The following is a 22,304-nucleotide window of genomic DNA, read 5'->3' as shown; positions in this document are numbered from 1 at the left end:
ATCTGAAAAAACACCAGAGATGAGATTCAGTCCCAAACCAGCACTTCCAGCGGCGTCGGATTAAAGCCGCTGCAAGGGTTGTTGAGCTGTGGGCAGTTGGAAATCAGCACCACTACGTCCATGGCAGCTTCCATTTCCACGTACTTGCCCGGTCCGGAAAGCCCGTCGGCAAACGACAGCCCCCCTTCCGGCGTCACCGGAACATTCATGAAGAAGTTAATGTTGTGAGTGATGTCACGCTTGGTCAGGCCGAATTCTGGATAGTTGGCAATGGCCTGCATCCAGTTGTCTCGGCAGGAGTGCATGTGGCGTTTCTCGAGATCGTAGCGCACAGTGTTGCTCTCGCTGGCGCAGGCACCACCCAAGGTATCGTGGCGACCGCAGGTGTCGGCGGTGATCGTCAGCATCAGGTTGCCCTCGCCGGAGAGCAGCCGGGAGCCTGTGCCGAGATAGACTTGGCCCTGCTCGCGTACGGTATCCATGGCGCTGTAGCGCTCCGCCGTATCGTGGGCATTGAAGAACAGCGTGTCCGCCGCCTCGTTGCCCTCGACATCGACCAGCCGCAGCGTCTGGCCGGCGCGGACAATGCCGATGTAGTGGTCGCCAGCCTCGATGAGATGACGGATGGCGGCATTCTCCACGCGCAAGGGGCTTTCCAGCAGCGGCGTGATCGTCGTGGTCGTACTCGTGGTCTCAGTCAGACGCATGTCAGGCTCCCTGCAGGCCGAGGTGATAAAGACGGTTGTTGGCGAAGCCGCGGGCGTTTTCCGGGCAGGCGCGCCAGCAGATATCCTCCTCATCCGGCGCCGGGGCAGTGCCGAGGGCAATATCGACGCCGCGGTGCGGATAGCACGCGCTCGGATCCAGCGGATGAGGGCAGGTGTGCAGCAGCACCAGCGTGTCCATGTCGAAACGCAGCATCACACGCTGCCCCGGCTGACAGTGGCCAGGCACGTAGCGCAGGCGCCCCGCCTCGTCGCTCTCTACCTTGCTGAAGAGATTGAGGTTGGCGGCCATGTCGCGTCGCCCCAATCCGTACTTGGCCAGCTCGACCAGGAAGCTGTCGTGGCCAGTCTGGGTCCTGTCGTTGAGCGCCTGCTGGAAACTCACCGGCTGCCAGCCTTTGGTGATCATGTGCGCCCGGTTGAGGTTGCCGCCGACGCTGTCGTGCCAGCCGAGATCGTCCTCGACGATCGAGGCGAAGACTCGCCCCATGTCGGAGTAGAGGCAGTTCCCCCGAGTCAGCTTGAAGGTGTGCTGACACTTGAGGGTATCCGGCAGGTTCAACCGTTCGAGCAGATTCTCCGGGTTGTAGCAGAGCAGCCCGACGTTGGTGTCGGCCTCACGCGCGGTCAGCGACAGCGTGGTACCGCGGCGCAGGCGCAGCGACCAGTGCTGGCCGCCGGGGAGGTGAGTGGTATAGGCGTCGGGCGCGTCGTCCCGCGCGCTCAGCGAGTTTGTCATATCGGCGTCTCCTGAAATGTCTGTGTCCATCCTTCGTTCATCGCGTCGACGGTCCTGCCAAGGTCTTCCGGTGGGCGGCGGTTCTCGCCGATGGCCAGGTCGTAGGTGATGGTGGCGCCATAGGCCTCGGGGGCCTGCGGATCGTGGCGGATCTTGTCGAACACCCACAGCCGCGTGCCGAGGGCGAAGGCTTCCTTGACGTCGTGGGTAATCATGAAGATGGTCAGCTGCTGCTCCCGCCACAGCCGGGTGATCAGTGCGTGCATGTCCTGGCGAATGCCGGGATCGAGCGCGCCGAAGGGCTCGTCGAGCAGCAGAATCCTCGGCCTCATCATCAGCGCCTGCGCGATGGCGAGACGCTGCTGCATGCCGCCGGAAAGTTCGTGGGGATACTTGTGCAGGGCGTGGGCGAGACCGACCTCCTCGAGACGCGCCCTGGCGGTCTCGACGGCCCGGCGACGCGCGGCGCCGAACAGCTTGCCGAGCCAGCGCGAACCGGCCAGTTCCTCGGCCATCATCACGTTACAGAGCACGGTCAGGTGCGGGAAGACCGAGTATCTCTGGAACACCACGCCGCGATCCGGCCCCGGCTCGTCCGGCAGCGGACGGTCGTCAAGCGTCAGCGCGCCACGCGAGATCCGCTCGGTGCCCAGCAGTAGCTTGAGGAAGGTCGTCTTGCCACAGCCGGAAGCGCCGACCAGGGTCACGAACTCCCCGGTCTCGACACGAAAACCGATGCGTTCCAGCACGATCTGATCGCCGTAGCGCTTCTCCAGATGCCTTGCTTCGAGCAGGCTCATGACTTGCCCCCTTCTTCGGCATGGAACCAGGGGAAGAGTCGCTGCGAGGTCAGCGCCAGCACCCGATCGATCACGAAGGCCAGCAGCGTGATCCAGACCACGTAGGGCAGAATCACGTCCATCGCCAGATAGCGACGCACGAGGAATATGCGGTAGCCGAGACCTTCCTGCGCCGCGATCGCCTCGGCGGCAATCAGGAACAGCCAAGCACTGCCGAGCGCCAGCCGAGTCGAGGCCATGAGCCGCGGCATCAGTTGCGGCAACAGCACCCGCAGCAAAACCTGCCAGGAGCTGGCGCCGAGCGTCTGCGCCTTGATCAGCTGCTCATCCGGCAGGCGCATCGCATGGCTCTGGAGATCGCGAACCAGAAACGGCGCCACGCCGATGACGATCAGCGCCACCTTGGCCATCTCTCCGGTGCCGAAGGCGATAAACAGCACCGGCAGGATCGCCATGGGTGGGATCAGCGAGACGACCGTGACCAATGGCGACAACTTGGCCCGCATCAGCGGTAGACCGCCGTTCAGCACGCCCACGACCAGACCGATCAGTGCGCTGATGGCGATACCAAGGCCAAGCCGCTCGAGGCTGGCAAAGGTGTCGTCCCATAGCGGGATGGTCCCGGTGCGCACGCTGGCCTGCGTCGCCAGTTGGGTGAAAGTCTCGACCATCGTCGCCGGCGACGGCAGCAGGCGATCGTTGGGATTTCCCGCCAGTCTCGCATTGGACAGCACCAGGTAAGCCAGCGCGATGATCCCGAAAGGTACCAGACCGATCAGCCAGCGGCTTCCGCGAGAGGGGGTGTAGTTGATGAGTCGCTTCATGCATTCTCCGTCGTGAGTTGGGCGTGCGCCCCGGGCTCGCCTCTGCGAGCGGGCCCGGCGGCCTGACGGTGAGTTACGGTTGTGAAGCGATGTAGTCCTGGGTGTAGGTCGGGTCGAAGCGCAGCCGGATATTGCTTTCGTCTCCATAGACACCCTGCGGCGTCTCGATGCCGATGAAGCTAGCGTTCGGCGCCATCTCGCCCAGCAGGCCGTGCTGGTAGCTGAATTCCGCCACGCGCTGCATGGTGGTCAGAAGCCCTTGGCCTTGCATCAGGCTGGCCGCCTCGGCTGGATCGGTATAGAGATGGGTTGCGGCCAACTGATTCTTGTACCCTCGGAGATCGGTTCCTGCGGCTTCAGCCATCTGACCGAGCGCGTCTTCGTCACCGGCAGCAACCTTATCCATGACCTCGTACCAGGCACCGACCAAGGCACGCCCGAAGTCGGGGTTGTCGGCCAGGGTGTCGGTGTTGACCACCATCATGTCGAGAATTTCGGCAGGCAACTGGTGCGAGGTGAACACCACGTTGGCGTCGTCCATATCGGCAATTGCGCTGAGCTGGGGATTCCAGGTCACGATGGCCTGAGTCTGGTCGTCCGGATAGATCGCGACCATGTCGGCATCCGAGGTGTTGACTGTCTCGACGTCCCGCTCGGTCAAGCCGACGGTCTCTAGCGCCCGGGCCAGGAAGTAGTGGGAAACGCTGAACTGAACGAGGTTGACCTGACGGCCCTTGATGTCCGCAAGGTTATCGCTGCCTTTCAGCACGATACCGTCGTTACCGTCGGAGTAGTCGTTGACGATCAGGGCGGTGGAATCGACACCGCTAGCCGCTGGCAGGGTCAGCGCATCCATGTTGGTCATGGCGCAACCATCTACGTTGCCCGACGTGTACTGGTTGATGGATTCGATGTAGTCGTTGACCTGCACCAAGTCGATATCGATACCGTACTTGTCGGCCCACTTGTCGAGAATGCCTGACGCGTCAGCATAGGACCAAGGCATCCACCCGGCATAGATCGACCAGCAGACGCTGAAATGGTCGCGGGACTGAGCAAACGCGGGAGCTGTGGTCGCCAGCAGCGTGGCGGAGAGAACAGCGGTCAGAATTCGGCTTGGGCGCATGTTAAGCCTCCAATGATTTGGCGGAGCGGTCGGGGGCATCGGTACGTATCGCACCTTATCCTCCCGGGCTTTTATCCCGCCGTGTAACCTTCGCCGCTGGCTTTTGGAACCAGTTGGCGCAGGTCGACAGCTCTCGGACCAGACACTACATCGGGGGTAGTGATGATGCAGTCGGAACCCTAGCTATCCATTGAAGACCAAGTTGTTTGGCAGACGCGCTGCCGATACCCCAATCGTTTCTATCCCTCCAACCTATTCAAAAAACCTGCCATTCAAAAAAAAACAACTCCTTATCAATAATTTAAGTTTCTCTTCGATTGGCCTTAACAGCTTGCTCGGGAATCGATGCACACCAATAAAGCACAATTGGCGCTCGATGCACCATATTGATCAGCCTTTTTCCGGCTTGCGATACGCCTGATAGCAGTGCTGGTTGCGTTCGAGGGCGACCAGCGAGTGTATCTCCAGGCCGGGAATGTTGGCGGCTTCGAGCCTGCCGAGTGCGGAGATGGACTCCGGCGGACAGTGATTGCGCGGCGGTATGTCGTTCCAGCCCAACAGAAAGAGACCGCCGGGCTTCAGACAGACAACCGCGCCGGCGAAGGCGGCTTCCACCGCATCGGGCTCGTCCAGGCCCCAGCCCAGCACGCCGTTGCAGATCACGCCATCCAGGCTCTCCGGAGGCAGGCGCTCGGTAATATCGGTCATGTTGGCCACGATGTGCGAATCGCCGCCGAAGGCTGCCTTGGCCGGGTCGATTTCCATGGTCGTGACGCGTTTGCGCGGCAGCAGTTGGGGATAGTGCCGGGTATACCAGGCGCAGCCGACCAGCAGCAGGGTTTCGACGCCGGGATCGCGGTTCAGGGCGGGCAGCACGACGTCCTCGAGCAGACGCCGGTCGCCGTAGCGATAGCGAAGCACCCAACCACTCTTGTCGATCGTGCCCAGCATCCGGGCGGCAGTGCGGTAGAGATCGGCCTTCGCTGGCATGCAGTCACATCCTTGTTGCGGCTGTCTCGACGGGCGAACCTCTATCTAAGCGTGTTAATCGATGAGAGACAATAGCGATCGCTGCCCGCGCAAGACGGCTTCAGCCCCCGCGCTGTTCCCGCGTTTTCTTGATCAGATCGTAGGCATTGCTGATCTCGCTGGTACGCTCCTTGGCCATCTCGCGCATGCTCTCCGGCAACCCCTTGCCGGCCAGCTTGTCGGGGTGGTTTTCGCTCATCAGCCTGCGATAGGCGCGCTTGAGCTCGGCATCGGAGACATCCTCGGACACACCGAGCACCCGATAGGCATCCTCCAGCGACTGGCCGCTGGTCGCACCGCCCGCCCCCTGATGGGCACCGCCGCGCAGCATCGCTTCGATCTGCTGGATCTCGGCTTCGGAGAAGCCCAGGCCGCGCGCCACGCGCAGCAGCATGTCGTGTTCGGCGGGATGCATCTGGCCGTCGGCGGCGATCGCTGCCAGCTGCACCTGCAGAAATACCTGCAGCAGCGCACGCTGGCCGCCAGTGACGCGGCGGATCGTCTCGACCTCGGCATCGAGATCGAACTCCGGCGACTTGCCGCGATTGAAGGCAGCCTTGGCGCGTTCGCGCATCTCCCCGCTCAGGTTGAGACGATCGAACAGCATCTCCGCCGTGCGGATCTCGTCCTGGGTGATGTGGCCGTCGACCTTGCACACGCAGCCCATCACCGCGAAGGTCGACTCCAGGAACTGGTGCTGGATATTGACCACGCGCCCCAGCAGCGTGCTGCGCAGCTTTCGGCTGACCCACCAGCCGATGGCGGCGCCGATCAGAAGGCCCGGCAACTTGCCGAAGAGATAGCCGATGACGGCGCCGATCAGAATGGCAATTGACATGAAGATCCTATCAGTCGTTGTTGATGTTCAGGCGACGACGGATGGCCGCTTCGATGCCATCGGCATCCAGCCCGCAATCGCGCAGTAGTTCGGCCGGCTTGCCGTGTTCGACGAAAATGTCGGGAATGCCCAGATTGAGCACCGGCACCTGCACGCCCTCGGCCGCCAGCAGTTCGATGACGCCACTGCCGGCGCCACCGGCCACGACATTCTCCTCGAGCGTGACCAACAGATCGTGGTCCCTGGCCGCCGCCAGAATCGCCTCGCGGTCCAGCGGCTTCACCGAACGCATGTTGAGGTGCGTCGCGTCGAGCCGCTCGGCGACCTCGGCCGCCGGCGTATTGAGGCTGCCGAATGCCAGCAGCGCAATACGCGCCTTGCCCTGTTCCGCCGTCGCTTCACGACGCCGCTCGGCCTTGCCGATCGGCACTCGCGCCTCGAGATCCGCCGGGATCTCGCTGCCCGGGCCGGTGCCGCGCGGATAGCGCACCGCCGCCGGGCCATCGTGGTGATAGGCGGTGGAGAGCATCGCCCGGCATTCCGCCTCGTCCGCCGGAGCCAGAATGATCATGTCCGGTACGCAACGCAGATACGAAAGATCCATCGCCCCGTGATGCGTCGGGCCGTCCTCGCCGACGAGGCCGGCGCGATCGATGGCGAAGGTGACATCGAGATGCTGCACGGCAACGTCGTGGATCAACTGGTCGTAGCCGCGCTGCAGGAACGTCGAGTAGATCGCCACCACCGGCTTCATCGCCTCGCAGGCCATTCCCGCCGCCAGCGTTACTGCGTGCTGCTCGGCAATCGCCACATCGTAGTAACGCTCGGGATAGACCTGCGAGAAGCGGATCAGATCGGAGCCCTCGCGCATGGCCGGTGTGATGCCGATCAGCCGCGAATCCGCTGCGGCCATGTCGCACAGCCAGTCGCCGAACACGTTGCAATATTTGCGCGGCTTTGGGCGCTGAATGTCTTCGGTGCGCGGCTTAGGCTTCGGTTCGAGCTTCGGCACCTCAGGCGGTGCCCGCTCGGCGTCGTGCGGCTTCGGGCACGATGAATCGCGTGGCGTCTTTTCCAGTTTGGTGATGGCGTGGAAGCCGATCGGGTCGGCTTCCGCCGGCCGAAAGCCGCGCCCCTTGCGGGTACGGACATGGAGGAACTGCGGCCCATCGAGATCGCGCACGGCCTCCAGCGCCTGATTCAGTGCGGCCAGGTCATGGCCGTCGATCGGCCCGAGATAGTTGAAGCCCATCTCCTCGAACAGCGTCGCCGGGCTGATCATGCCCTTGACGTGCTCTTCGGTGCGCCGCGCGAACTCCAGCGCGCCCGGCAGGTGCGACAGCACACGCTTGCCGTTCTCGCGCATGGCGGTATATGGCTTGCTGGTGAGAATCCGCGTCAGGTAACTCGCCATACCGCCGACGTTTTCCGAGATCGACATCTCGTTGTCGTTGAGCACGACCAGCAGGTTGGCATTGACGTGCCCCGCATGGGCCAGTGCCTCGAAGGCCATGCCGGCGGTCAGCGCGCCATCGCCGATCACCGCGCAGACACGGCGCTGCTCGCCCTTGGTCCGGGCGCTCAGCGCCATGCCCAGCGCCGCCGAAATCGAGGTGCTCGAATGGCCGACGCCGAAGGTGTCGTAAGGCGATTCCTCGCGCCGCGGGAACGCGGCAAGACCGCCGTACTGCCGGATGCTCGACAGCGCTTCGCGCCGGCCGGTGAGAATCTTGTGCGGATAGGCCTGGTGGCCGACGTCCCACAGCAGGCGGTCGTGGGGGGTATTCAGGGCGCGGTGGAGCGCTACGGTCAACTCGACCACGCCGAGCCCGGCACCGAAATGGCCGCCGCTGCAGCCCACGCTATAGAGCAGGTAGGCGCGCAGCTCATCCGCGACCTGCCGCTGCTGGGACAGTGACAGGTGGCGCAACCCCGCCGGCGACTCGAGCGTATTGAGCAACGGCGTCAGGGGGCGCTGAGTAGGAATCTCGTCGAACAGCTTCATAGACATGTCGTTACCGGTCAGTGATCGCGATCGATCATGAAACGAGCCAGCGCCGCCAGCGGCTGGCCGGCCTCGCCCAGCGGCTCGAGAGCGGCGAGCGCCTCGTCGAGCAGATCGCGGGCGCGGCGCTGCGCCTGCGCAACGCCAAGTAGGGCGGGATAGGTAGGTTTGTCGCGGCGCGCGTCGGCGCCGGAGGTCTTGCCCAGCGTCTGGGTGTCGCCGGTGATGTCGAGAACATCGTCGTGAATCTGGAACGCCAGGCCCATCGCGGCGGCATAATGATCTAGTGCGGCGATCCGCGGGTCAGAAGCGTCGACCGCCACCAGCGCGCCCAGGCGGACCGCGGCCCGAATTAGCGCGCCGGTCTTGTGCTGATGCATCGCCTGCAGCGCCGCGAGATCCATCGGCGCCCCGACGGCGCCCAGATCGATCGCCTGCCCCGCGGCCATGCCGTCACGGCCCGCCGCCTGTGCGAGCGTCGTGATCAAGGCGCCCAGACGCGGATGCGGCCGGGATGCCAGTGCCTCGAAGGCGAGCGTCTGCAGCGCATCGCCCGCCAGGATCGCCAGCGGCTCGTCGAAGGCGCGATGAACCGTCGGCCGGCCGCGGCGCAGGTCGTCATCGTCCATGGCCGGCAGATCGTCATGGACCAGCGAATAGGCGTGGATCATCTCGATCGCCGCCGCCGGCGCGTCCAGCGCCTCGTCATCGGCGCCCAGCGCGCGCCCGGCCAGATAGACCAGCACCGGTCTCAGACGCTTGCCGGTCCCCAGCACGCTGTAACGCATGGCATCGTCGAGCGACGCGCTGGCGCCATCCGCACGATTGAGCCATGCCGCCAGCACATGCTCGCTGCGCGACCGCGCGGCGTCGATCAGCCCCGCGGCGTTAGGCGTCTCAACGTTCATGGTTCGGCTCCTGGTCGAACGGCTCCGGGTCATCGAACGGAACCGCCTGCAGCGAGCCGTCGCTCTGCTCGAGCAGCGCCTGCACCTTGAGTTCGGCGCTGTCGAGGCGGTGCTGGGCATCCCGCGTCAAACGGATACCGCGCTCGAACGCGGTCAACGACGCTTCCAGCGTCAGTTCGCCGGATTCGAGCTGGGCAACCAATGTCTCGAGCTGATCCAGCGTCGCGGCAAAATCCTTGGCAACGTCAGCGTCCTGGGAGGCGTCGACGTCCTGTGAAACGTCCTTGTCGGCCATCTTGTCGGGCATGGGGCTCTCATGTCATCGCTCGAGGACGCCCCAATGGCGCCGAGAGCGTTCTTCGAGGCACGGGCGTCGAAACGCTGCCGCACCGGTTCGGAAATGGCTCCTCAGTATACACCGCCGCCCCCCGGGGTCGTCTGCCCTTGGCGGCAAATCCGACGGCCTCGCGACGTTATTGAAAAGGACACACTTCCTGATCCGGCCGAATTCCGCCTTCATTGTTAACCCAGATCAAATTGAAAGCCGTTAACCATCCGAGATGCGCTGGAAGAGAGCCGGCATGCTTTCTAACTTCAGGTGGGCGCAAGCGGCCGTTGTGTCGTCACGGAAGCCAAAATCATCGCAAGGAGCCACCTGCATGAAAGCACTGGTCTATCAGGGTAGCCACGACGTGCGCGTCGAAAACGTTCCCGAACCGAAAATCGAGCAGGACGACGATATCGTCCTGCGGGTCACCGCCACTGCCATCTGCGGCTCCGACCTCCACCTCTACCGGGGGTCGATGCCAGCCACCGAACCGGGCGACATCTTCGGCCACGAGTTCATGGGCATCGTCGAAGAAGCCGGCCCGGCGGTCACCCGCGTCAAGAAAGGCGATCGCGTCGTGGTGCCCTTCGTCATCGCCTGCGGCAGTTGCTTCTTCTGCCAGCACGCGCTCTATGCGGCGTGCGAGACCACCAATCCCGACGAGGGCGGCGCCCTCAACAAGAAATCGATCCCCGCGCCGGCCGCGCTGTTCGGGTTCTCCCACATGTACGGCGGCATCCCCGGCGGGCAGGCCGAATACGTGCGCGTTCCCCAGGCGAATACCGGCCCGTTCCCCATCGCCGACGGGCTCGACGATGAACAGGTGCTGTTCCTGTCCGACATCCTGCCGACCGCCTATCAGGCGGTGCTGAACGCCGGCATCACGCCCGGCTCGAGCGTGGCGATCTTCGGTGCCGGTCCGGTGGGGCTGCTGTCGGCAGCGTGCGCGCGAATGGAAGGCGCCGAACGGATCCTCATGGTCGACAATCAGCGCTATCGTCTCGACTTCGCCAAGCAGGCCTACGGCGTCGAAACGCTCAATTTCGATGAGGTCGATGATGTGGCTGAAGCGATCATCCAGATGACCGACGGCTACCGAGGCGTGGATGCGGTGATCGATGCCGTGGGCTACGAGGCCAAGGGGCACGGCGGCAAACTGCCGGCGATGGACAACTTCGAGGTCGAGAGCAGCGACATCGCTCTCCATCAGTGCCTGGCAGCGGTGCGCCGCGGCGGCAATATCAGCGTCCCGGGCGTCTATGCCGGCGCCGTCGATGGCTTCCTGATCGGCGATTTCTTCGACAAGGGCCTGACCATGAAAGGCGGCCAGACCCACGTTCATCACTATCTGCCCAAGCTGCTGGAAGCCATCGAGCAGGGCAAGCTCAAGCCCGAGGCGATCATCAGCCACCGCATGACGCTGGATCAGGCTGCCGACGGCTACCGCATGTTCGAAGACAAGCAGGACGACTGCCGCAAGATCGTGCTGACGCCCTGAACCGCCGCGCTGTCGGCAGGCTTCACTGCTGTCGACCGTCCCTCCAATAAGCCGCCCCCTCCCAACAAAACAAAACGGCATTTCGGACGCCCCCATGCGGGGCGTTTCGCGTCCGTCATTGGCTGCCTTGCCGCCAGCCCTCGCCGCCTATCGCGGCCGATCTTGAATGCACGGGGTTCATGTCGAAGCCGCGTCATTTTCATCCCGCCCGGCAGTGTCTGTGTTAAGCTGTGCGCCCGCTGGCGCCGCTGAGGCGGAGATTTCTGCCCCAGTCCCGCCAGGTCTTCCCCCCATGACCGCGACGCGGCTTTCATGCCACCGTCGCCACAAGCCGATGAAGAAGGGTTGATCCACCAATGGCCAAGACGTCTCTGGACAAGAGCAAGATCAAGATCCTCCTGCTCGAGGGCATTCACCAGTCCGCCGTGGATACGCTGCTGAACGCGGGTTACACCAATATCGAGACGCTCTCCACGTCGCTGGCCGAAGACGATCTGATCGAAAAGATCCGCGACGTGCACTTCATCGGCATTCGCTCCCGGACCCAGCTGAACGAGCGGGTCTTCGCCGCGGCGGAAAAGCTGACTGCCGTCGGCTGCTTCTGCATCGGCACCAACCAGGTCGATCTCGATGCGGCGCTCAAACGCGCCATCCCGGTGTTCAACGCGCCCTACTCCAATACCCGTTCGGTGGCGGAGCTGGTGCTGGCCGAAACGATCATGCTGCTGCGCGGCATCCCCGAGAAGAACGCTCGCGCGCACCAGGGCGGCTGGCTGAAATCCGCCAAGAACTCGCATGAAACCCGCGGCAAGACGCTGGGCATCATCGGTTACGGCAGCATCGGCGCCCAGCTCTCCGTACTCGCCGAATCGCTCGGCCTCGACGTGCTCTACTACGACGTGGTGACCAAGCTGGCGATGGGGAATGCGCGCCAGGTAGGCAGCCTCGAGGAGCTGCTGGCCCGCGCCGACGTGGTCAGCCTCCATGTGCCGGATCTGCCGTCGACGCGCTGGATGATCGGCGCCGAGCAGATCGCGCTGATGAAGCAGGGCGGCATCCTGATCAACGCTTCTCGCGGTTCGGTCGTGGATATCGAGGCCCTGGCCGAAGCGCTCAAGAGCGGCAAGCTGCTGGGCGCGGCGATCGATGTCTTCCCGGTCGAGCCCAAGGGCGCCGACGAGGAGTTCACCTCGCCGCTGCGCGGTCTCGAGAACGTGATTCTGACCCCGCATATCGGCGGTTCCACGCTGGAAGCGCAGCAGAACATCGGCATCGAAGTCGCCGAGAAGCTGGTGACCTACTCCGACAACGGCACCACCATCACCTCGGTCAACTTCCCCGAGGTGGCGCTGCCGTCGCATCCGGACAAGCATCGCCTGCTGCACATCCACGAGAACGTGCCCGGCGTGCTCTCCGAGATCAACCGCGTGCTGTCCGAAAACGGCATCAACATCGCCGGCCAGTTCCTGCAGACCAACGACAAGGTCGGCTATGTTGTCATCGACGTCGACAAGGCCTACGGCAAGCAGGCGCTGGAAGCGCTCAAGCAGGTCGACCACACCCTGCGCCTGCGCGTGCTCTACTCCGAGAGCGATTATCAGGCCTGAAGAACGACCAGGCCTGAAAAGATGCTTTAATGAGCCGACGATCGAAAAGCCGTCCTTGGGCGGCTTTTTACGTCAGGTCAGGCGTATCGCTACGTGTTTACGGCAGCTCGCCGGAACCATTCTGCCCACGCGAAGCATCCGCCGGATTGCTGGTCGGCCCTTCCTGAGGCACGCCCGCTTTCACCTCGCGCTGCCCGTCGTTGTAACGATTGAACGTGCAGCCGCCGATCAGGGAGAACAGGACCAGCGCCCCGGCAAACGCAATGAGAATTCGCATAACGGTTCCTTGAATCATCGTTGATGGCGGCGATGCTCGAACGCCGCTCTTTTAGAGATCGAACCAGGCATCTGGTCCAGAATCAAAAATCGATACCGATACCAGCATAGACCGTCCGCCCCGGTGCCGGATCGAAATAGCGCGCGTTGGTCGCGTTGATGATCACGTTGGCATAGTGCTCGCGGTCGAACAGATTGCGGATGCCGACATAGCCCTTCAACCAGGTATCGCCGCCCAGGCGCCAGCCATCGCCGCCGCGCAGGTTGACCAGCCAGACGTCGTCGATCTTCACCTCGTTGGCATCATCGGCCATCATCGAACCGATGTACTGGGTTTCCACCGTCGCGAACCTCTGGCCGAGCCCCTGCCAGGTCAGGCGATTGACCCAGGTCTTCTCCGGCAGGCCGGGAATCCGGTTGCCGTCATAGTTGCCGTCGGCGTCCTCGAAGTCATCGAATTCGTACTTGGCCAGCGTCAGCGCGCTATCCAGGCGCCAGCTGGGCTGGAACTGCCAGCCCAGCGCCGCCTCGATACCGTCCTGCTGGCTCTTGCCGGCATTGCGATAGTAGTCGCGACCATCGATCTGATAGGAGACCAGTGAATCCCGCACCCGGGTCGAGAACAGCGCCACGTCGTAATCGAGGCCGTTGTCGAAATTGCCGCGCAGGCCGATCTCGCGATTCCACGCCTTCTGCGGTTCGATGCCGGGATTGAAGCCCCCGACACCGGCCGGGTTGGCGAACTCGGCAAAGGTCGGCGTCTCGAACGAGGTGCCCGTGGAGAGATAGACCTGATGCGTGGGCAGGTAACGGAAGCTGAGCCCGGCACTGCCGCTCCACTGCTCGAAGGTACGGTCGCCGCTGTCGTCGCCGTCGCTCCGGTAATCATCATCGATATCGAAATCGACCCGGTCGTAACGGGTGCCGAGCGAGAGTGTCCAGCGCTCGGTCAGGTCGAGATCGCCCTGCAGAAAGGCGCCCAGCGAGGTCGCCTTCTGCGTTTCGTCGGCGGTGCGCCCCTGATGATCGCCATCGATATTCACCGCCTCCCGGTAGCGGTCATCCACCTGACGTCCCACGTCCACGCCGGCCACGTAGCGCAGCGGCAGCTCGCCCAGCCTCAGCGACTGGTGATACTCGGCGCTGCCACCGTAGTAGTCGCGATCGTAGGCGACGAAGTTGTCGTCACCCGCGTAGGCCAGCTGCTGCTGGTAGTCGCGCTTGAGATAGAAGCCCTTGAGGTAGAACTCGCCGGGGCCGGCGGAGAGATCCTCGTACTGCAGGCCAATCACCTGCTGATCGACCTCCTGCCCTGCATCGATACGGGTCGGCGAGTAGAAATCATTACCCGTTATCGTCCCATCACGGTCGCTGGACACAGTTGCTGCATCCAACCCACCCGGATCCTCGGCGTAGGGACTATCCAACAGATTGACGATCGCCGTGAGCGCGCGATCACTCCCCAGTTCACGACGCAGCTTGGCGTTGAGCAGGTATTTCTCGGTCGAACTATGGTCGCGATAGCCGTCGACATTGAGCGCCGACACGCTGATGTGGTGCGACCAGGGGCCGTTGACGCCGCCATTGCTGACCGATGTCTTCTGATAGCCGTCACTGCCACCTTCGATACGGATATGGCTGCCCGGATCGTCGCTGCCGTCCGCGGTGGTCACGCTGATCACGCCGCCGGCGGCATTGCCGTACTGCACCGCGCTGGGGCCGCGAATCACTTCGATGCGCTCGGCGCTGTCGAGATCGATCGCATCCAGCTGCGCCTGACCGTCCGGCAACGTGTAGGGAATGCCATCGACCAGCACGGTGATGCCACGCACGCCCCAGGGCGTCCGCGCGCCAAACCCGCGAATGGAAACCCGTTCGCCCTGGGCGAAGTTGTCGCGATTCTGCAGGAAGAGCCCGGGCACCGTGATCAGCGACTCGTCCAGACGGACCCGTTGCTGGCCCTGCTGAATCTCCTCGCGCTCGACCACCGAGACGGCGGCCGGCGTGGCATACAGCTCGCGGGAAAGTCGCGGCGCGGTGACTTCGATCACCGGTTGCGCGGCCGCCGACGGGCTCGCGGCAGACGGCGCCGAGCCGGACTGTGCCGAGCCGGACTGTGCCAGCGCCACGCCGGGCAGGACGGCACCCAGACATAGAGCCGTTGGAAGGTAGCGAAATGTCATGGCGTTCCCTGCAATGGAGGTGTTGCCGCTTTTCCAGCGGCTTGTGAAGACGTGATGTGTCGCTTTTGGCGAGCGTTCCGACTCGCACGGTCACAGACGGGCGCCATTTTTACGCCTCGATGGCGCTCCCGCAAGGCCAAGCCTCACGGCTGCCGGTTGGCAAGAATTCGCGACCTTGACCATGCTGGAGGCTCGAATACTGCATTCCTCGAGCAATCCAATCGTAAGCAGGGAGGCTTGGCAATGGATTTGGGCATTCTCGGTAAAACCGCATTAATCGCCGGCGCGCAAAGTGGTATCGGCCTGACCACGGCCCATACCTTGGCGGCCGAAGGCGTCAATCTGGTGCTCACCGATCTCGACCCGCAAGCGCTCGAGCGCGCCGCTAACGATTTGCCGGGCGAGCCGCTATGCCTGACGGCAGACGTGACGCGGCAAGCGGAAGTGGACGAACTGGTCGCCAAGGGCGTGCAGCACTTCGGCGCGATCGATATCGTCATCCACACCGCCGGCGTCACCGGCGCCAAGGGCGATCCGCTGGAACTCACCGACGGGGATTACGAACACGCCTGGCAGATCGACTTCTTCTCTGCCGTGCGAGTGGCTCGCGCCACCATTCCCGCCATGCGCGATCGCGGCTGGGGCCGTTTCATCTGCATCACGTCGGAAAACAGCGTTCAACCCTACTGGGAAGAGGCGGTCTACAATACCGCCAAGGCGGCGCTGAGCACCTTCGTCAAGAACCTCTCCTACAAGGAAGCGGCACACGGCGTGCTCTGCAATACCGTCGCCCCTGCCTTCATCGCCTCGCCGATGACCGACGGCATGATGACACAGCGCGCCGATCAACTGAGCGTTTCCTTCGAAGAGGCGATCGCAAGTTTTCTCGAGAACGAGCGCCCCGGCATCGTCGCCAAACGCCGCGGCGAAGCGCAGGAAGTCGCCCATGTGATCGCCATGCTGGTGTCGCAGCACGCCTCTTTCGTCAACGGCAGCAATATCCGTGTCGACGGCGGCTCCGTCATCTCCGTTCAGAATTGAGCGCGCCGCCAGGCAGCCAGCCATTCCAACGAACGACGGCGCCGAGCCGACGAGCGACAGGGCGGAGAGCCCCGTCGCTCGCTCAGGCGTCACCAAGAGGTGGCATATGCCGAACCTGCCCTCCGGCGTCAGCCTTCACAGCGGCAACCCCAGGCATAAACTAGTCATAAGCCCCTGGCATAAAAAAGGCGAGCCAATGGCTCGCCAAAAACTTCCGTCAATGATTCGTTAGGTCTCATCCCGACGGAAGAGCGCTCGGGAATGGCACGCCTGCCCGGATACCGCCGGGCCTGATCCGCGAACCATCGCATGACTGTCGTGCAGCCAACGGCGCGGAAAAATGGCCGCGACCGATGCTCACAGGGTGCCAAATTAAGCGAGCAACGCCCGAGCGTCAATATTTATGGAAACCGTTTCCACTTTTTTAATGGCGGATGCGGCGCCGTTATCAGAAGCAGGTTTCGAGAATCTCCTTCACCCCCAGCCGTTCGTCGACCAGCAGCAGACGGCGCCACTTGTCGAAGGTCAGGCAGGGATGCGAGGTGCCGAAAGCGATGACATCGCCGACGGCGATCTCGGCATTTGCGGGAATCTCGAGAAAGACGTGCTGGTCCATGATGTGCGTCGTTCGCCACGCGCTGATATCAGTTGGCGTCGCGTTCTCCGTGGCCGATGAATAAAGACGCAGCGGCAGCGGCAGATCCGGTTCGTGGCCGATATCGCGCTTGCCCAGCGCGACGATAGCCAGGCCCGGCTCGGGTAACGACTGCACATGGGCGAACACCTCCAGCGCCGGCTGCAATTCTCCTTCGAGCCCGGGGTGGCGCGATTTCACGGCGTCCATGGCACCGGCATAGAGCTTGTGATCGTGAACCACGTAGCAGCCGGGCCGCAGCACCGGCGTGTAGCGTTCGCGCAGCTCTGCCTTGTCGAACGCTTCGGCAATCAGATCGAACCACTTGGAGCCGGACGCGGTGACGATCGGCGCCTCGCGCTGGAGCACGCCACTGGCTTGCAACTTCCGGACGGTATCGATCAGTCGCTCGCCGTAGGCGCGCACGGCGGCGATCTCGTCACCGCCAGCGATCATCCCCTCGTAACCTTCGATACCCACCAGCGCCAGCGCCGGCTGCTCCGCGATCGCCGCCACCAGCGCCTCGACCTGTTCGGCGTCGCGACAACCGCAGCGACCGCCATCGATGCCCAGCTCGATCAGCACGTTGAGCGTGAGCCCACGTTCGGCGAAATAGCGCCCCAGATTGCGCACGTTATCGGCACCATCGACCACGCAGTAGTATTCGAGGCCACGCTCGATGGCATCCGCGATCAGCGTCATGTTCGGTCGGCCGACCAGTTGATTGACCATCAGCACGCGATCGATGCCATGCGCATGCGCCGCCACCGTCTGCACCGCCGTCGCCAGCGTGATACCCCAGGCGCCCGCCTCGATCTGACGCTTGAACAGCGCCGGCGCCATCGTCGTCTTGCCGTGGGGCGCGAGTTTGGCGCCGTGATCGTCCGCGAAACGCTGCATCCAGGCGAGATTGTGCGCCAGCGGTGCCTCGAAGATCGCTGCCGCCGGCAGCGGCACGTCCGCCAGCAGATTGGCGGGGGTCGAAAGCGGCGTGCCTTTCTGCGGCGGCGCCAAAGACGTCATCGGGTCAGCCATCGGTTCTTCTCCTGTCGCGAATGTTGTGCTTGTGGTGATCGTCGTCACCAAGTCTGTCTTCTCAGTCCTTTGTCTCAGTCCTTTGTCTCAACCTTTGGGGTATTTACTAACACACAAAATAAAAATATGTTAGTGACTAACATGAACTGACTGCCTATCGACTATCGAGCCCAACGTGAGCCAGGAAATCGACATCTTGTCGCACATCACCGCCTGCCTGCCGAGTCTGCGCGAGGCGGAGAAGAAGGTCGCCAATCTGATCTTCGACGATATCGACTTCGTCGCGGAGGCCAGCATCGGCGAGATCGCCAGGCGCGCCGAGGTGAGCGATGCCACGGTGACCCGCTTCGCCCGCGCGGTGGACTGTCGCAACGTGCGCGACCTCAAGACGCGCCTGACCCGCGCGCTGGCTGCCGGCCGCCGTTTCATCCAGGAAGCGAGCGAGGACGATGGCCTCGGGGTGATCTACGACACCGCCGCCCAGACGCTGGCGCTCAACCGCACGCTGATGGAGCAGGCGGACGTCGAGGGCGCAGTGGCGATGCTCGACGACGCCCGCCAGATTCTGGTGTTCGGGGCCGGCGGCGGGTCGACGGTGATGGCGCAGGAGCTGCAGTTCCGGCTGGTCCGCCTCGGCTACGCGATCAGCGCCTATCCGCAATCGCTGCTGCCGCGCATGGTGGCCTCGACCCTGGAGCCCAGCGACGTGGTGGTCGCGCTTTCCGTTACCGGCTACACACCGGAAATCGTCGAAGCCGCCGAACTGGCGCGCCAATACGGCGCCCGGGTGCTGGCCGTCACCGCGGTCGGCTCGCCGTTGGCCAAGGTCGCCGATATCACGCTGCCGCTGGCCGCCCGCGAGACCGATTACATCTATTTTCCGTCGTCGTCGCGCTACGCCATGATGGCCGCCATCGACATGCTGGCCCTCGGTCTGGCGCTGCGCCACCGCTCGCGCACCCGCGACAAGCTGCGACGACTCAAGATCACTCTCGATGCCCACCGCGGCGGCGACAACCGCCAGCCGCTGGGGGATTGAGCGTCACGAGCCGCTTTCAGGAGCCACCATGCCCCATGATTTGTTGATCCGCCGCGCCAGCGTCATCGACGGCAGCGGACGCGAGCCTTTCATTGCCGATGTGGCGATCGAGGGCGACCGGATCGTCGCCATCGGCGATCTGGGTGATGCCGATGCCCGCGAGACCGTCGATGCCACGGGGCTGATTCTCACCCCCGGCTTCATCGACGTGCACACCCACGACGACACCAACGTCATCCGCACCCCCCAGATGCTGCCCAAGCTTTCCCAGGGCGTCACGACGGTGGTGGTCGGCAACTGCGGTATCAGCGCCAGCCCGGTGAAATTGGCCGGCGAGGTGCCGGACCCCATGAACCTGCTCGGCCGCGCGGAGGATTTCCGCTACCCCACCTTCGCCGCCTATGCCGAAGCGATCGAGCAGGCGCGACCGAGCGTCAACGTGGCGGCGCTGATCGGCCATACCAGCCTGCGCAGCCAGGTCATGGATCGCTTCGACCGTGCCGCCAGCGACGGCGAAATCGCCGCCATGCGTGAACAGCTGGAAACGGCACTGACCGAGGGCGCCGTCGGCATGAGCTCCGGGCTAGCCTACCGCAACGCCTATCACGCCCCCACCGCCGAGATGAACGCGCTGGTCGAGGCGGTCGGCCGCGCCGGCGGCGTCTACACCACGCATCTGCGCGACGAGTTCGCCGGGCTCCCCGAAGCCATGGACGAAGCCTTCGCCACCGCCAGACATGGCCAGGCGCCGCTGGTGATCTCGCACCTCAAGTGCGCCGGCGCCGGCAACTGGGGCAACGCGCCCAAGGCACTGGCGAAGCTCGACGACGCCGCGCTTTCCCACGGCGTGCACTGCGACTGCTATCCCTACACCGCCGGCTCCTCGACGCTGGATCTGGGTCAGGTCACCGACGAGATCGACATCTTCATCACCTGGTCCGACCCGCATCCGGAGATGGCGCGCCAATCGCTGAAAGCGATCGCCGAGCAGTGGGAGCTGTCGCTGATGGACGCCGCCCGGCGTCTGCAGCCGGCCGGCGCGGTCTATCACAACATGAGCGAGTCGGACATGCGCCTGGTGCTGTCGCATCCGCTGTCGATGGTCGGCTCCGACGGGCTGCCCAACGATCCGCATCCGCATCCGCGTCTATGGGGCGCGTTCCCGCGGGTGCTGGCGCACTACAGCCGCGATCTGAAACTGCTGCCGTTGACCGAGGCGGTGCGCAAGATGACCGGGCTTTCCGCCGCCAACTTCGGCCTGACCGACCGCGGCGAGATCCGAGTCGGCGCCTTCGCCGACCTGGTGTTGTTCGATCTCGACGCCCTCGAGGACACCGCGACCTACACCGCGCCGATCGCCAGGGCGAGCGGCATCGAGCGGGTCATCGTCAACGGCGTGGTCAGCTATCGCCAGGGCGAGGCCAGCGAATACCGAGCCGGACGTTTGCTGCGACGCCGAACCCGGCTGTCGGCGGAGCCTTCCCGCACCGCCTCATGATTTTTCATTCACCCGATAACCCGAAACCGTTATCCCCCATCCCGTCAATCCAGGAGATTCAACCATGAGTATCAAACGTTATGGCGTCGAAGGCGGCGTCGGCACCGGTGGCCAGAAACTGCCCTTCGCTCGCGCCACCGAGGCAGCCGGCTGGCTGTTCGTCTCCGGCCAGACACCGATGACCGACGGCGAAGTCGTCGAGGGCAGCATCATCGAACAGTCGCGACTGGCGTTCGCCAACTGCCTGAAGATCGCCGAAGAGGCCGGCTACGGTGTGGAAGACGTGGTCCACGTCACCGCCGTGCTCACCGACGCGCGCTACTTCAGCTCGTTCAACAAGGTGTTCAAGGAAGTGTTCGGCGACCATCCGCCGGCGCGGATCTGCAGCGTTCAGGACCTGGTGGTGGACTGCAAAGTCGAAGTGGACATCAAGTGCTATCGCGCCGACAGGGCCTGATACGTGCCTGCGCGTACGCATCGCTCGAAAGATGATCGAATGCGTTGACGAGACGCTTTGAAACATCTGTAAGAAAGGTGGTCGCGCCCCGGCAAGGGCGCGACCGGCAGCATAAAACCCTATGGACCAGGTTGTTTAACACTGCTCCGGTCGCGGCAACGACCGGAACGACAATTATAAGAGGTCAATATGAACAGTCACGTTTTCCTCGGGGCCTTCATCGCCTACGTGCTCGTCATGATCGCGTTCGGATGGTGGGTGTCCCGCAACAGTCGCAGCAACGGCGACGATTTCCTGCTGGGCGGACGTAGCGTCCCGATCTTTCTTACCATCGGCACGACGGTAGCGACCATGGTCGGCACCGGTTCCAGCATGGGCGCGGTCGGGGTCGGCTATGCCAACGGCTGGGCCGGTGCGCTCTACGGCATCGGCGGTTCCATCGGCGTGCTGCTGCTGGCGTTCTGGTTCGCCCCGGTGCGCCGCTTGCGCTTCATGACCATGAGCGAGGAACTTTCCTACTACGTCGGCGCCAATCGCTGGGTGCGCAACATCGTTGCCGTGCTGATCTATATCGCCTGTATCGGCTGGCTGGGCGCGCACATTCTCGGCGGTGGGCTCTATCTGTCATGGATGGCGGGGATCGATCTGACCACTGCCCGCATTCTGGTCGCGCTGGGCTTCGGTATCTACTGCGTGATCGGCGGCTACATGGCGGTGATCTGGACCGATACCGTGCAGGCCGTGATCCTGTTCGTCGGTTTCATCGTGATGGCGATCATCGCGCTGGTCGAAGTTGGCGGTTTTTCCGGTCTCGGCACCAACATGGATGTCGCGGCCACCAGTTTCCTGGGTGTCGACAAGATTGGCCTGATACCGGCGATCTCTCTCGCCGCCGTCATTGCCGTTGGCGTGCTGGCAACGCCCTCCTACCGCCAGCGAATCTACTCCGGCAAATCGGTCGGCTCGGTGCGCAAGTCGTTCATCATCACCGGCGTGCTCTACCTGTTCTTCTCGATCATCCCCGCGATCATCGGCATGGCGACCCATGCGCTGAACCCTAGCCTCGACAACAGCAACTTCGCCTTCCCGTTCCTCGCCACCGAGATCCTGCCGCTGTGGCTCGGCCTGCTGCTGCTGGTCGCGGGGCTCTCGGCGACCATGTCCAGCGCGAGTTCGGATGCCATCGCCGGCGTCTCGATCCTGCTGCGCGATGTCTACGTGCTGTTCACCGGCCATACGCCGTCGGCCCGCAAGGTGGTGGGCCTGTCGCGGCTGGCGCTGGTCGCCACCATCGGCCTGGCGCTGCTGTTCGCGCTGACCTCCAACAACGTCATCAGCTACATCACCAGCATGATCGCGACCGTGATGGCGGGGATGTTCGTGTGTGGCGTGCTGGGGCGCTTCTGGCCGCGCTACAACTGGCAGGGTGCCATCGCCACGCTGATCGCCGCGTCCGCGACCTCGCTGGCGGTGATCAATGTGGACAGCTGGACGGCGTTCTGGGGCAACCCCAGCATCCCGGCGGTGCTGGTCGCGCTAATCGTGGGCGTCGTCGTCAGTCTGGTCACGCCGGCCTCGAAGGTGACGCAGGAGCAGGCGCTCAAGATCATCGATGACGAACGCGAGCGCATGGAGATGGAGGAAGACCCGGCTCAGGCCGTCAGCGGCAGGACCGCCTGAACCAACTGCAAATGATGCTTTCGATGCCCCGCAC

At 63.8% G+C, this 22,304-nt stretch carries 20 protein-coding genes and 1 riboswitch; of the genes, 7 read left to right on the top strand and 13 right to left on the bottom strand.

Features of this window, described 5'->3' with window-relative positions:
* Nucleotides 1–26 precede the first annotated feature (26 nt).
* From CCD76_RS11415 to CCD76_RS11370, 10 genes are all read right to left on the bottom strand, one after another.
* Entirely contained in the window at nucleotides 27–707 is a 681-nt protein-coding gene (locus CCD76_RS11415; protein WP_087719635.1) for an urea amidolyase associated protein UAAP2, read from the bottom strand.
* A 1-nt stretch (nucleotide 708) separates the two neighbouring features.
* Nucleotides 709–1,464 carry an urea amidolyase associated protein UAAP1 gene (locus CCD76_RS11410; protein WP_087719634.1) on the bottom strand — a complete coding sequence of 252 codons (756 nt, stop codon included), beginning with the start codon at nucleotides 1,462–1,464 and terminating at the stop codon, nucleotides 709–711.
* A complete protein-coding gene (locus CCD76_RS11405) occupies nucleotides 1,461–2,264 on the bottom strand; it encodes an ABC transporter ATP-binding protein (RefSeq protein ID WP_087719633.1) in 804 nt (267 codons plus the stop codon). The genes CCD76_RS11410 and CCD76_RS11405 overlap by 4 nt, the downstream gene beginning before the upstream one ends.
* Nucleotides 2,261–3,088: an ABC transporter permease gene (locus CCD76_RS11400; RefSeq protein WP_087719632.1), complete on the bottom strand. Its 828-nt coding sequence runs from the start codon at nucleotides 3,086–3,088 to the stop codon at nucleotides 2,261–2,263. The genes CCD76_RS11405 and CCD76_RS11400 overlap by 4 nt, the downstream gene beginning before the upstream one ends.
* Nucleotides 3,089–3,161: 73 nt before the next feature.
* Nucleotides 3,162–4,214: a putative urea ABC transporter substrate-binding protein gene (locus tag CCD76_RS11395; protein WP_087719631.1), complete on the bottom strand. Its 1,053-nt coding sequence runs from the start codon at nucleotides 4,212–4,214 to the stop codon at nucleotides 3,162–3,164.
* Between the two features lie 58 nt (nucleotides 4,215–4,272).
* A riboswitch (guanidine-I (ykkC/yxkD leader) is annotated at nucleotides 4,273–4,408 on the bottom strand.
* Between the two features lie 196 nt (nucleotides 4,409–4,604).
* Entirely contained in the window at nucleotides 4,605–5,204 is a 600-nt protein-coding gene (locus CCD76_RS11390) for a class I SAM-dependent methyltransferase (RefSeq protein ID WP_087719630.1), read from the bottom strand.
* 100 nt (nucleotides 5,205–5,304) lie between these two features.
* Nucleotides 5,305–6,081, bottom strand: a complete 777-nt coding sequence (gene djlA, locus CCD76_RS11385) for a co-chaperone DjlA (RefSeq protein ID WP_087719629.1) — start codon at nucleotides 6,079–6,081, stop codon at nucleotides 5,305–5,307.
* Between the two features lie 10 nt (nucleotides 6,082–6,091).
* A complete protein-coding gene (locus CCD76_RS11380; protein WP_179208908.1) occupies nucleotides 6,092–8,086 on the bottom strand; it encodes a 1-deoxy-D-xylulose-5-phosphate synthase in 1,995 nt (664 codons plus the stop codon).
* Between the two features lie 17 nt (nucleotides 8,087–8,103).
* A complete protein-coding gene (locus CCD76_RS11375) occupies nucleotides 8,104–8,994 on the bottom strand; it encodes a farnesyl diphosphate synthase (protein ID WP_087719627.1) in 891 nt (296 codons plus the stop codon).
* Nucleotides 8,984–9,289 (bottom strand): exodeoxyribonuclease VII small subunit, encoded by a 306-nt coding sequence (locus CCD76_RS11370; RefSeq protein ID WP_087719671.1) that lies wholly within the window; start codon nucleotides 9,287–9,289, stop codon nucleotides 8,984–8,986. The genes CCD76_RS11375 and CCD76_RS11370 overlap by 11 nt, the downstream gene beginning before the upstream one ends.
* Nucleotides 9,290–9,653: 364 nt before the next feature.
* On the opposite strand from CCD76_RS11370, the gene CCD76_RS11365 reads away from it, so the two are divergent.
* Both CCD76_RS11365 and serA read left to right on the top strand, forming a co-directional pair.
* Nucleotides 9,654–10,820 carry a zinc-dependent alcohol dehydrogenase gene (locus tag CCD76_RS11365; RefSeq protein ID WP_087719626.1) on the top strand — a complete coding sequence of 389 codons (1,167 nt, stop codon included), beginning with the start codon at nucleotides 9,654–9,656 and terminating at the stop codon, nucleotides 10,818–10,820.
* Between the two features lie 356 nt (nucleotides 10,821–11,176).
* Nucleotides 11,177–12,427, top strand: coding sequence for a phosphoglycerate dehydrogenase (gene serA / locus CCD76_RS11360; RefSeq protein WP_087719625.1), 1,251 nt, complete (start codon nucleotides 11,177–11,179; stop codon nucleotides 12,425–12,427).
* A 97-nt stretch (nucleotides 12,428–12,524) separates the two neighbouring features.
* Here serA and CCD76_RS11355 read toward each other — a convergent pair whose 3' ends face one another.
* Together CCD76_RS11355 and CCD76_RS11350 are read right to left on the bottom strand one after the other, a co-directional pair.
* Entirely contained in the window at nucleotides 12,525–12,704 is a 180-nt protein-coding gene (locus CCD76_RS11355) for a hypothetical protein (RefSeq protein ID WP_087719624.1), read from the bottom strand.
* An 82-nt stretch (nucleotides 12,705–12,786) separates the two neighbouring features.
* Nucleotides 12,787–14,886 carry a TonB-dependent receptor family protein gene (locus CCD76_RS11350; protein ID WP_087719623.1) on the bottom strand — a complete coding sequence of 700 codons (2,100 nt, stop codon included), beginning with the start codon at nucleotides 14,884–14,886 and terminating at the stop codon, nucleotides 12,787–12,789.
* 243 nt (nucleotides 14,887–15,129) lie between these two features.
* Here CCD76_RS11350 and CCD76_RS11345 point away from each other — a divergent pair, with 243 nt between their 5' ends.
* Entirely contained in the window at nucleotides 15,130–15,927 is a 798-nt protein-coding gene (locus tag CCD76_RS11345; RefSeq protein WP_087719622.1) for an SDR family NAD(P)-dependent oxidoreductase, read from the top strand.
* A gap of 448 nt (nucleotides 15,928–16,375) precedes the next feature.
* Here CCD76_RS11345 and CCD76_RS11340 read toward each other — a convergent pair whose 3' ends face one another.
* Entirely contained in the window at nucleotides 16,376–17,596 is a 1,221-nt protein-coding gene (locus CCD76_RS11340; protein WP_087719621.1) for an amino acid deaminase, read from the bottom strand.
* A 175-nt stretch (nucleotides 17,597–17,771) separates the two neighbouring features.
* Here CCD76_RS11340 and CCD76_RS11335 point away from each other — a divergent pair, with 175 nt between their 5' ends.
* The 4 genes from CCD76_RS11335 (at nucleotide 17,772) to CCD76_RS11320 (ending at nucleotide 22,270) form a co-directional block, all read left to right on the top strand.
* A complete protein-coding gene (locus CCD76_RS11335) occupies nucleotides 17,772–18,635 on the top strand; it encodes a MurR/RpiR family transcriptional regulator (RefSeq protein ID WP_087719620.1) in 864 nt (287 codons plus the stop codon).
* 28 nt (nucleotides 18,636–18,663) lie between these two features.
* On the top strand, nucleotides 18,664–20,133 hold the full coding sequence (locus tag CCD76_RS11330) for an N-acyl-D-amino-acid deacylase family protein (RefSeq protein ID WP_087719619.1): 1,470 nt from the start codon (nucleotides 18,664–18,666) through the stop codon (nucleotides 20,131–20,133).
* A gap of 64 nt (nucleotides 20,134–20,197) precedes the next feature.
* The gene (locus CCD76_RS11325; RefSeq protein WP_071231068.1) at nucleotides 20,198–20,590 is read left to right on the top strand and encodes a RidA family protein; all 393 of its coding nucleotides are present in this window, start codon (nucleotides 20,198–20,200) and stop codon (nucleotides 20,588–20,590) included.
* Between the two features lie 189 nt (nucleotides 20,591–20,779).
* On the top strand, nucleotides 20,780–22,270 hold the full coding sequence (locus CCD76_RS11320) for a sodium:solute symporter family protein (protein ID WP_087719618.1): 1,491 nt from the start codon (nucleotides 20,780–20,782) through the stop codon (nucleotides 22,268–22,270).
* Nucleotides 22,271–22,304 lie beyond the last annotated feature (34 nt).

The organism is Salinicola salarius, from assembly GCF_002179555.1.
Lineage (GTDB): Bacteria > Pseudomonadota > Gammaproteobacteria > Pseudomonadales > Halomonadaceae > Salinicola > Salinicola salarius_A.
The sequence above is the reverse complement of the archived record's forward strand: the minus strand, read 5'-3'. Positions and strand labels throughout refer to the sequence as shown.

Excerpts from the sequence above, each read along its gene's own strand:
- CCD76_RS11415 (WP_087719635.1), bottom strand. The coding sequence starts at position 707 with ATGCGTCTGACTGAGACCACGAGTACGACCACGACGATCACGCCGCTG.
- CCD76_RS11410 (WP_087719634.1), bottom strand. The coding sequence starts at position 1,464 with ATGACAAACTCGCTGAGCGCGCGGGACGACGCGCCCGACGCCTATACC.
- CCD76_RS11405 (WP_087719633.1), bottom strand. The coding sequence starts at position 2,264 with ATGAGCCTGCTCGAAGCAAGGCATCTGGAGAAGCGCTACGGCGATCAG.
- CCD76_RS11400 (WP_087719632.1), bottom strand. The coding sequence starts at position 3,088 with ATGAAGCGACTCATCAACTACACCCCCTCTCGCGGAAGCCGCTGGCTG.
- CCD76_RS11395 (WP_087719631.1), bottom strand. The coding sequence starts at position 4,214 with ATGCGCCCAAGCCGAATTCTGACCGCTGTTCTCTCCGCCACGCTGCTG.
- CCD76_RS11390 (WP_087719630.1), bottom strand. The coding sequence starts at position 5,204 with ATGCCAGCGAAGGCCGATCTCTACCGCACTGCCGCCCGGATGCTGGGC.
- djlA (WP_087719629.1), bottom strand. The coding sequence starts at position 6,081 with ATGTCAATTGCCATTCTGATCGGCGCCGTCATCGGCTATCTCTTCGGC.
- CCD76_RS11380 (WP_179208908.1), bottom strand. The coding sequence starts at position 8,086 with ATGAAGCTGTTCGACGAGATTCCTACTCAGCGCCCCCTGACGCCGTTG.
- CCD76_RS11375 (WP_087719627.1), bottom strand. The coding sequence starts at position 8,994 with ATGAACGTTGAGACGCCTAACGCCGCGGGGCTGATCGACGCCGCGCGG.
- CCD76_RS11370 (WP_087719671.1), bottom strand. The coding sequence starts at position 9,289 with ATGGCCGACAAGGACGTTTCACAGGACGTCGACGCCTCCCAGGACGCT.
- CCD76_RS11365 (WP_087719626.1), top strand. The coding sequence starts at position 9,654 with ATGAAAGCACTGGTCTATCAGGGTAGCCACGACGTGCGCGTCGAAAAC.
- serA (WP_087719625.1), top strand. The coding sequence starts at position 11,177 with ATGGCCAAGACGTCTCTGGACAAGAGCAAGATCAAGATCCTCCTGCTC.
- CCD76_RS11355 (WP_087719624.1), bottom strand. The coding sequence starts at position 12,704 with ATGCGAATTCTCATTGCGTTTGCCGGGGCGCTGGTCCTGTTCTCCCTG.
- CCD76_RS11350 (WP_087719623.1), bottom strand. The coding sequence starts at position 14,886 with ATGACATTTCGCTACCTTCCAACGGCTCTATGTCTGGGTGCCGTCCTG.
- CCD76_RS11345 (WP_087719622.1), top strand. The coding sequence starts at position 15,130 with ATGGATTTGGGCATTCTCGGTAAAACCGCATTAATCGCCGGCGCGCAA.
- CCD76_RS11340 (WP_087719621.1), bottom strand. The coding sequence starts at position 17,596 with ATGGCTGACCCGATGACGTCTTTGGCGCCGCCGCAGAAAGGCACGCCG.
- CCD76_RS11330 (WP_087719619.1), top strand. The coding sequence starts at position 18,664 with ATGCCCCATGATTTGTTGATCCGCCGCGCCAGCGTCATCGACGGCAGC.
- CCD76_RS11325 (WP_071231068.1), top strand. The coding sequence starts at position 20,198 with ATGAGTATCAAACGTTATGGCGTCGAAGGCGGCGTCGGCACCGGTGGC.
- CCD76_RS11320 (WP_087719618.1), top strand. The coding sequence starts at position 20,780 with ATGAACAGTCACGTTTTCCTCGGGGCCTTCATCGCCTACGTGCTCGTC.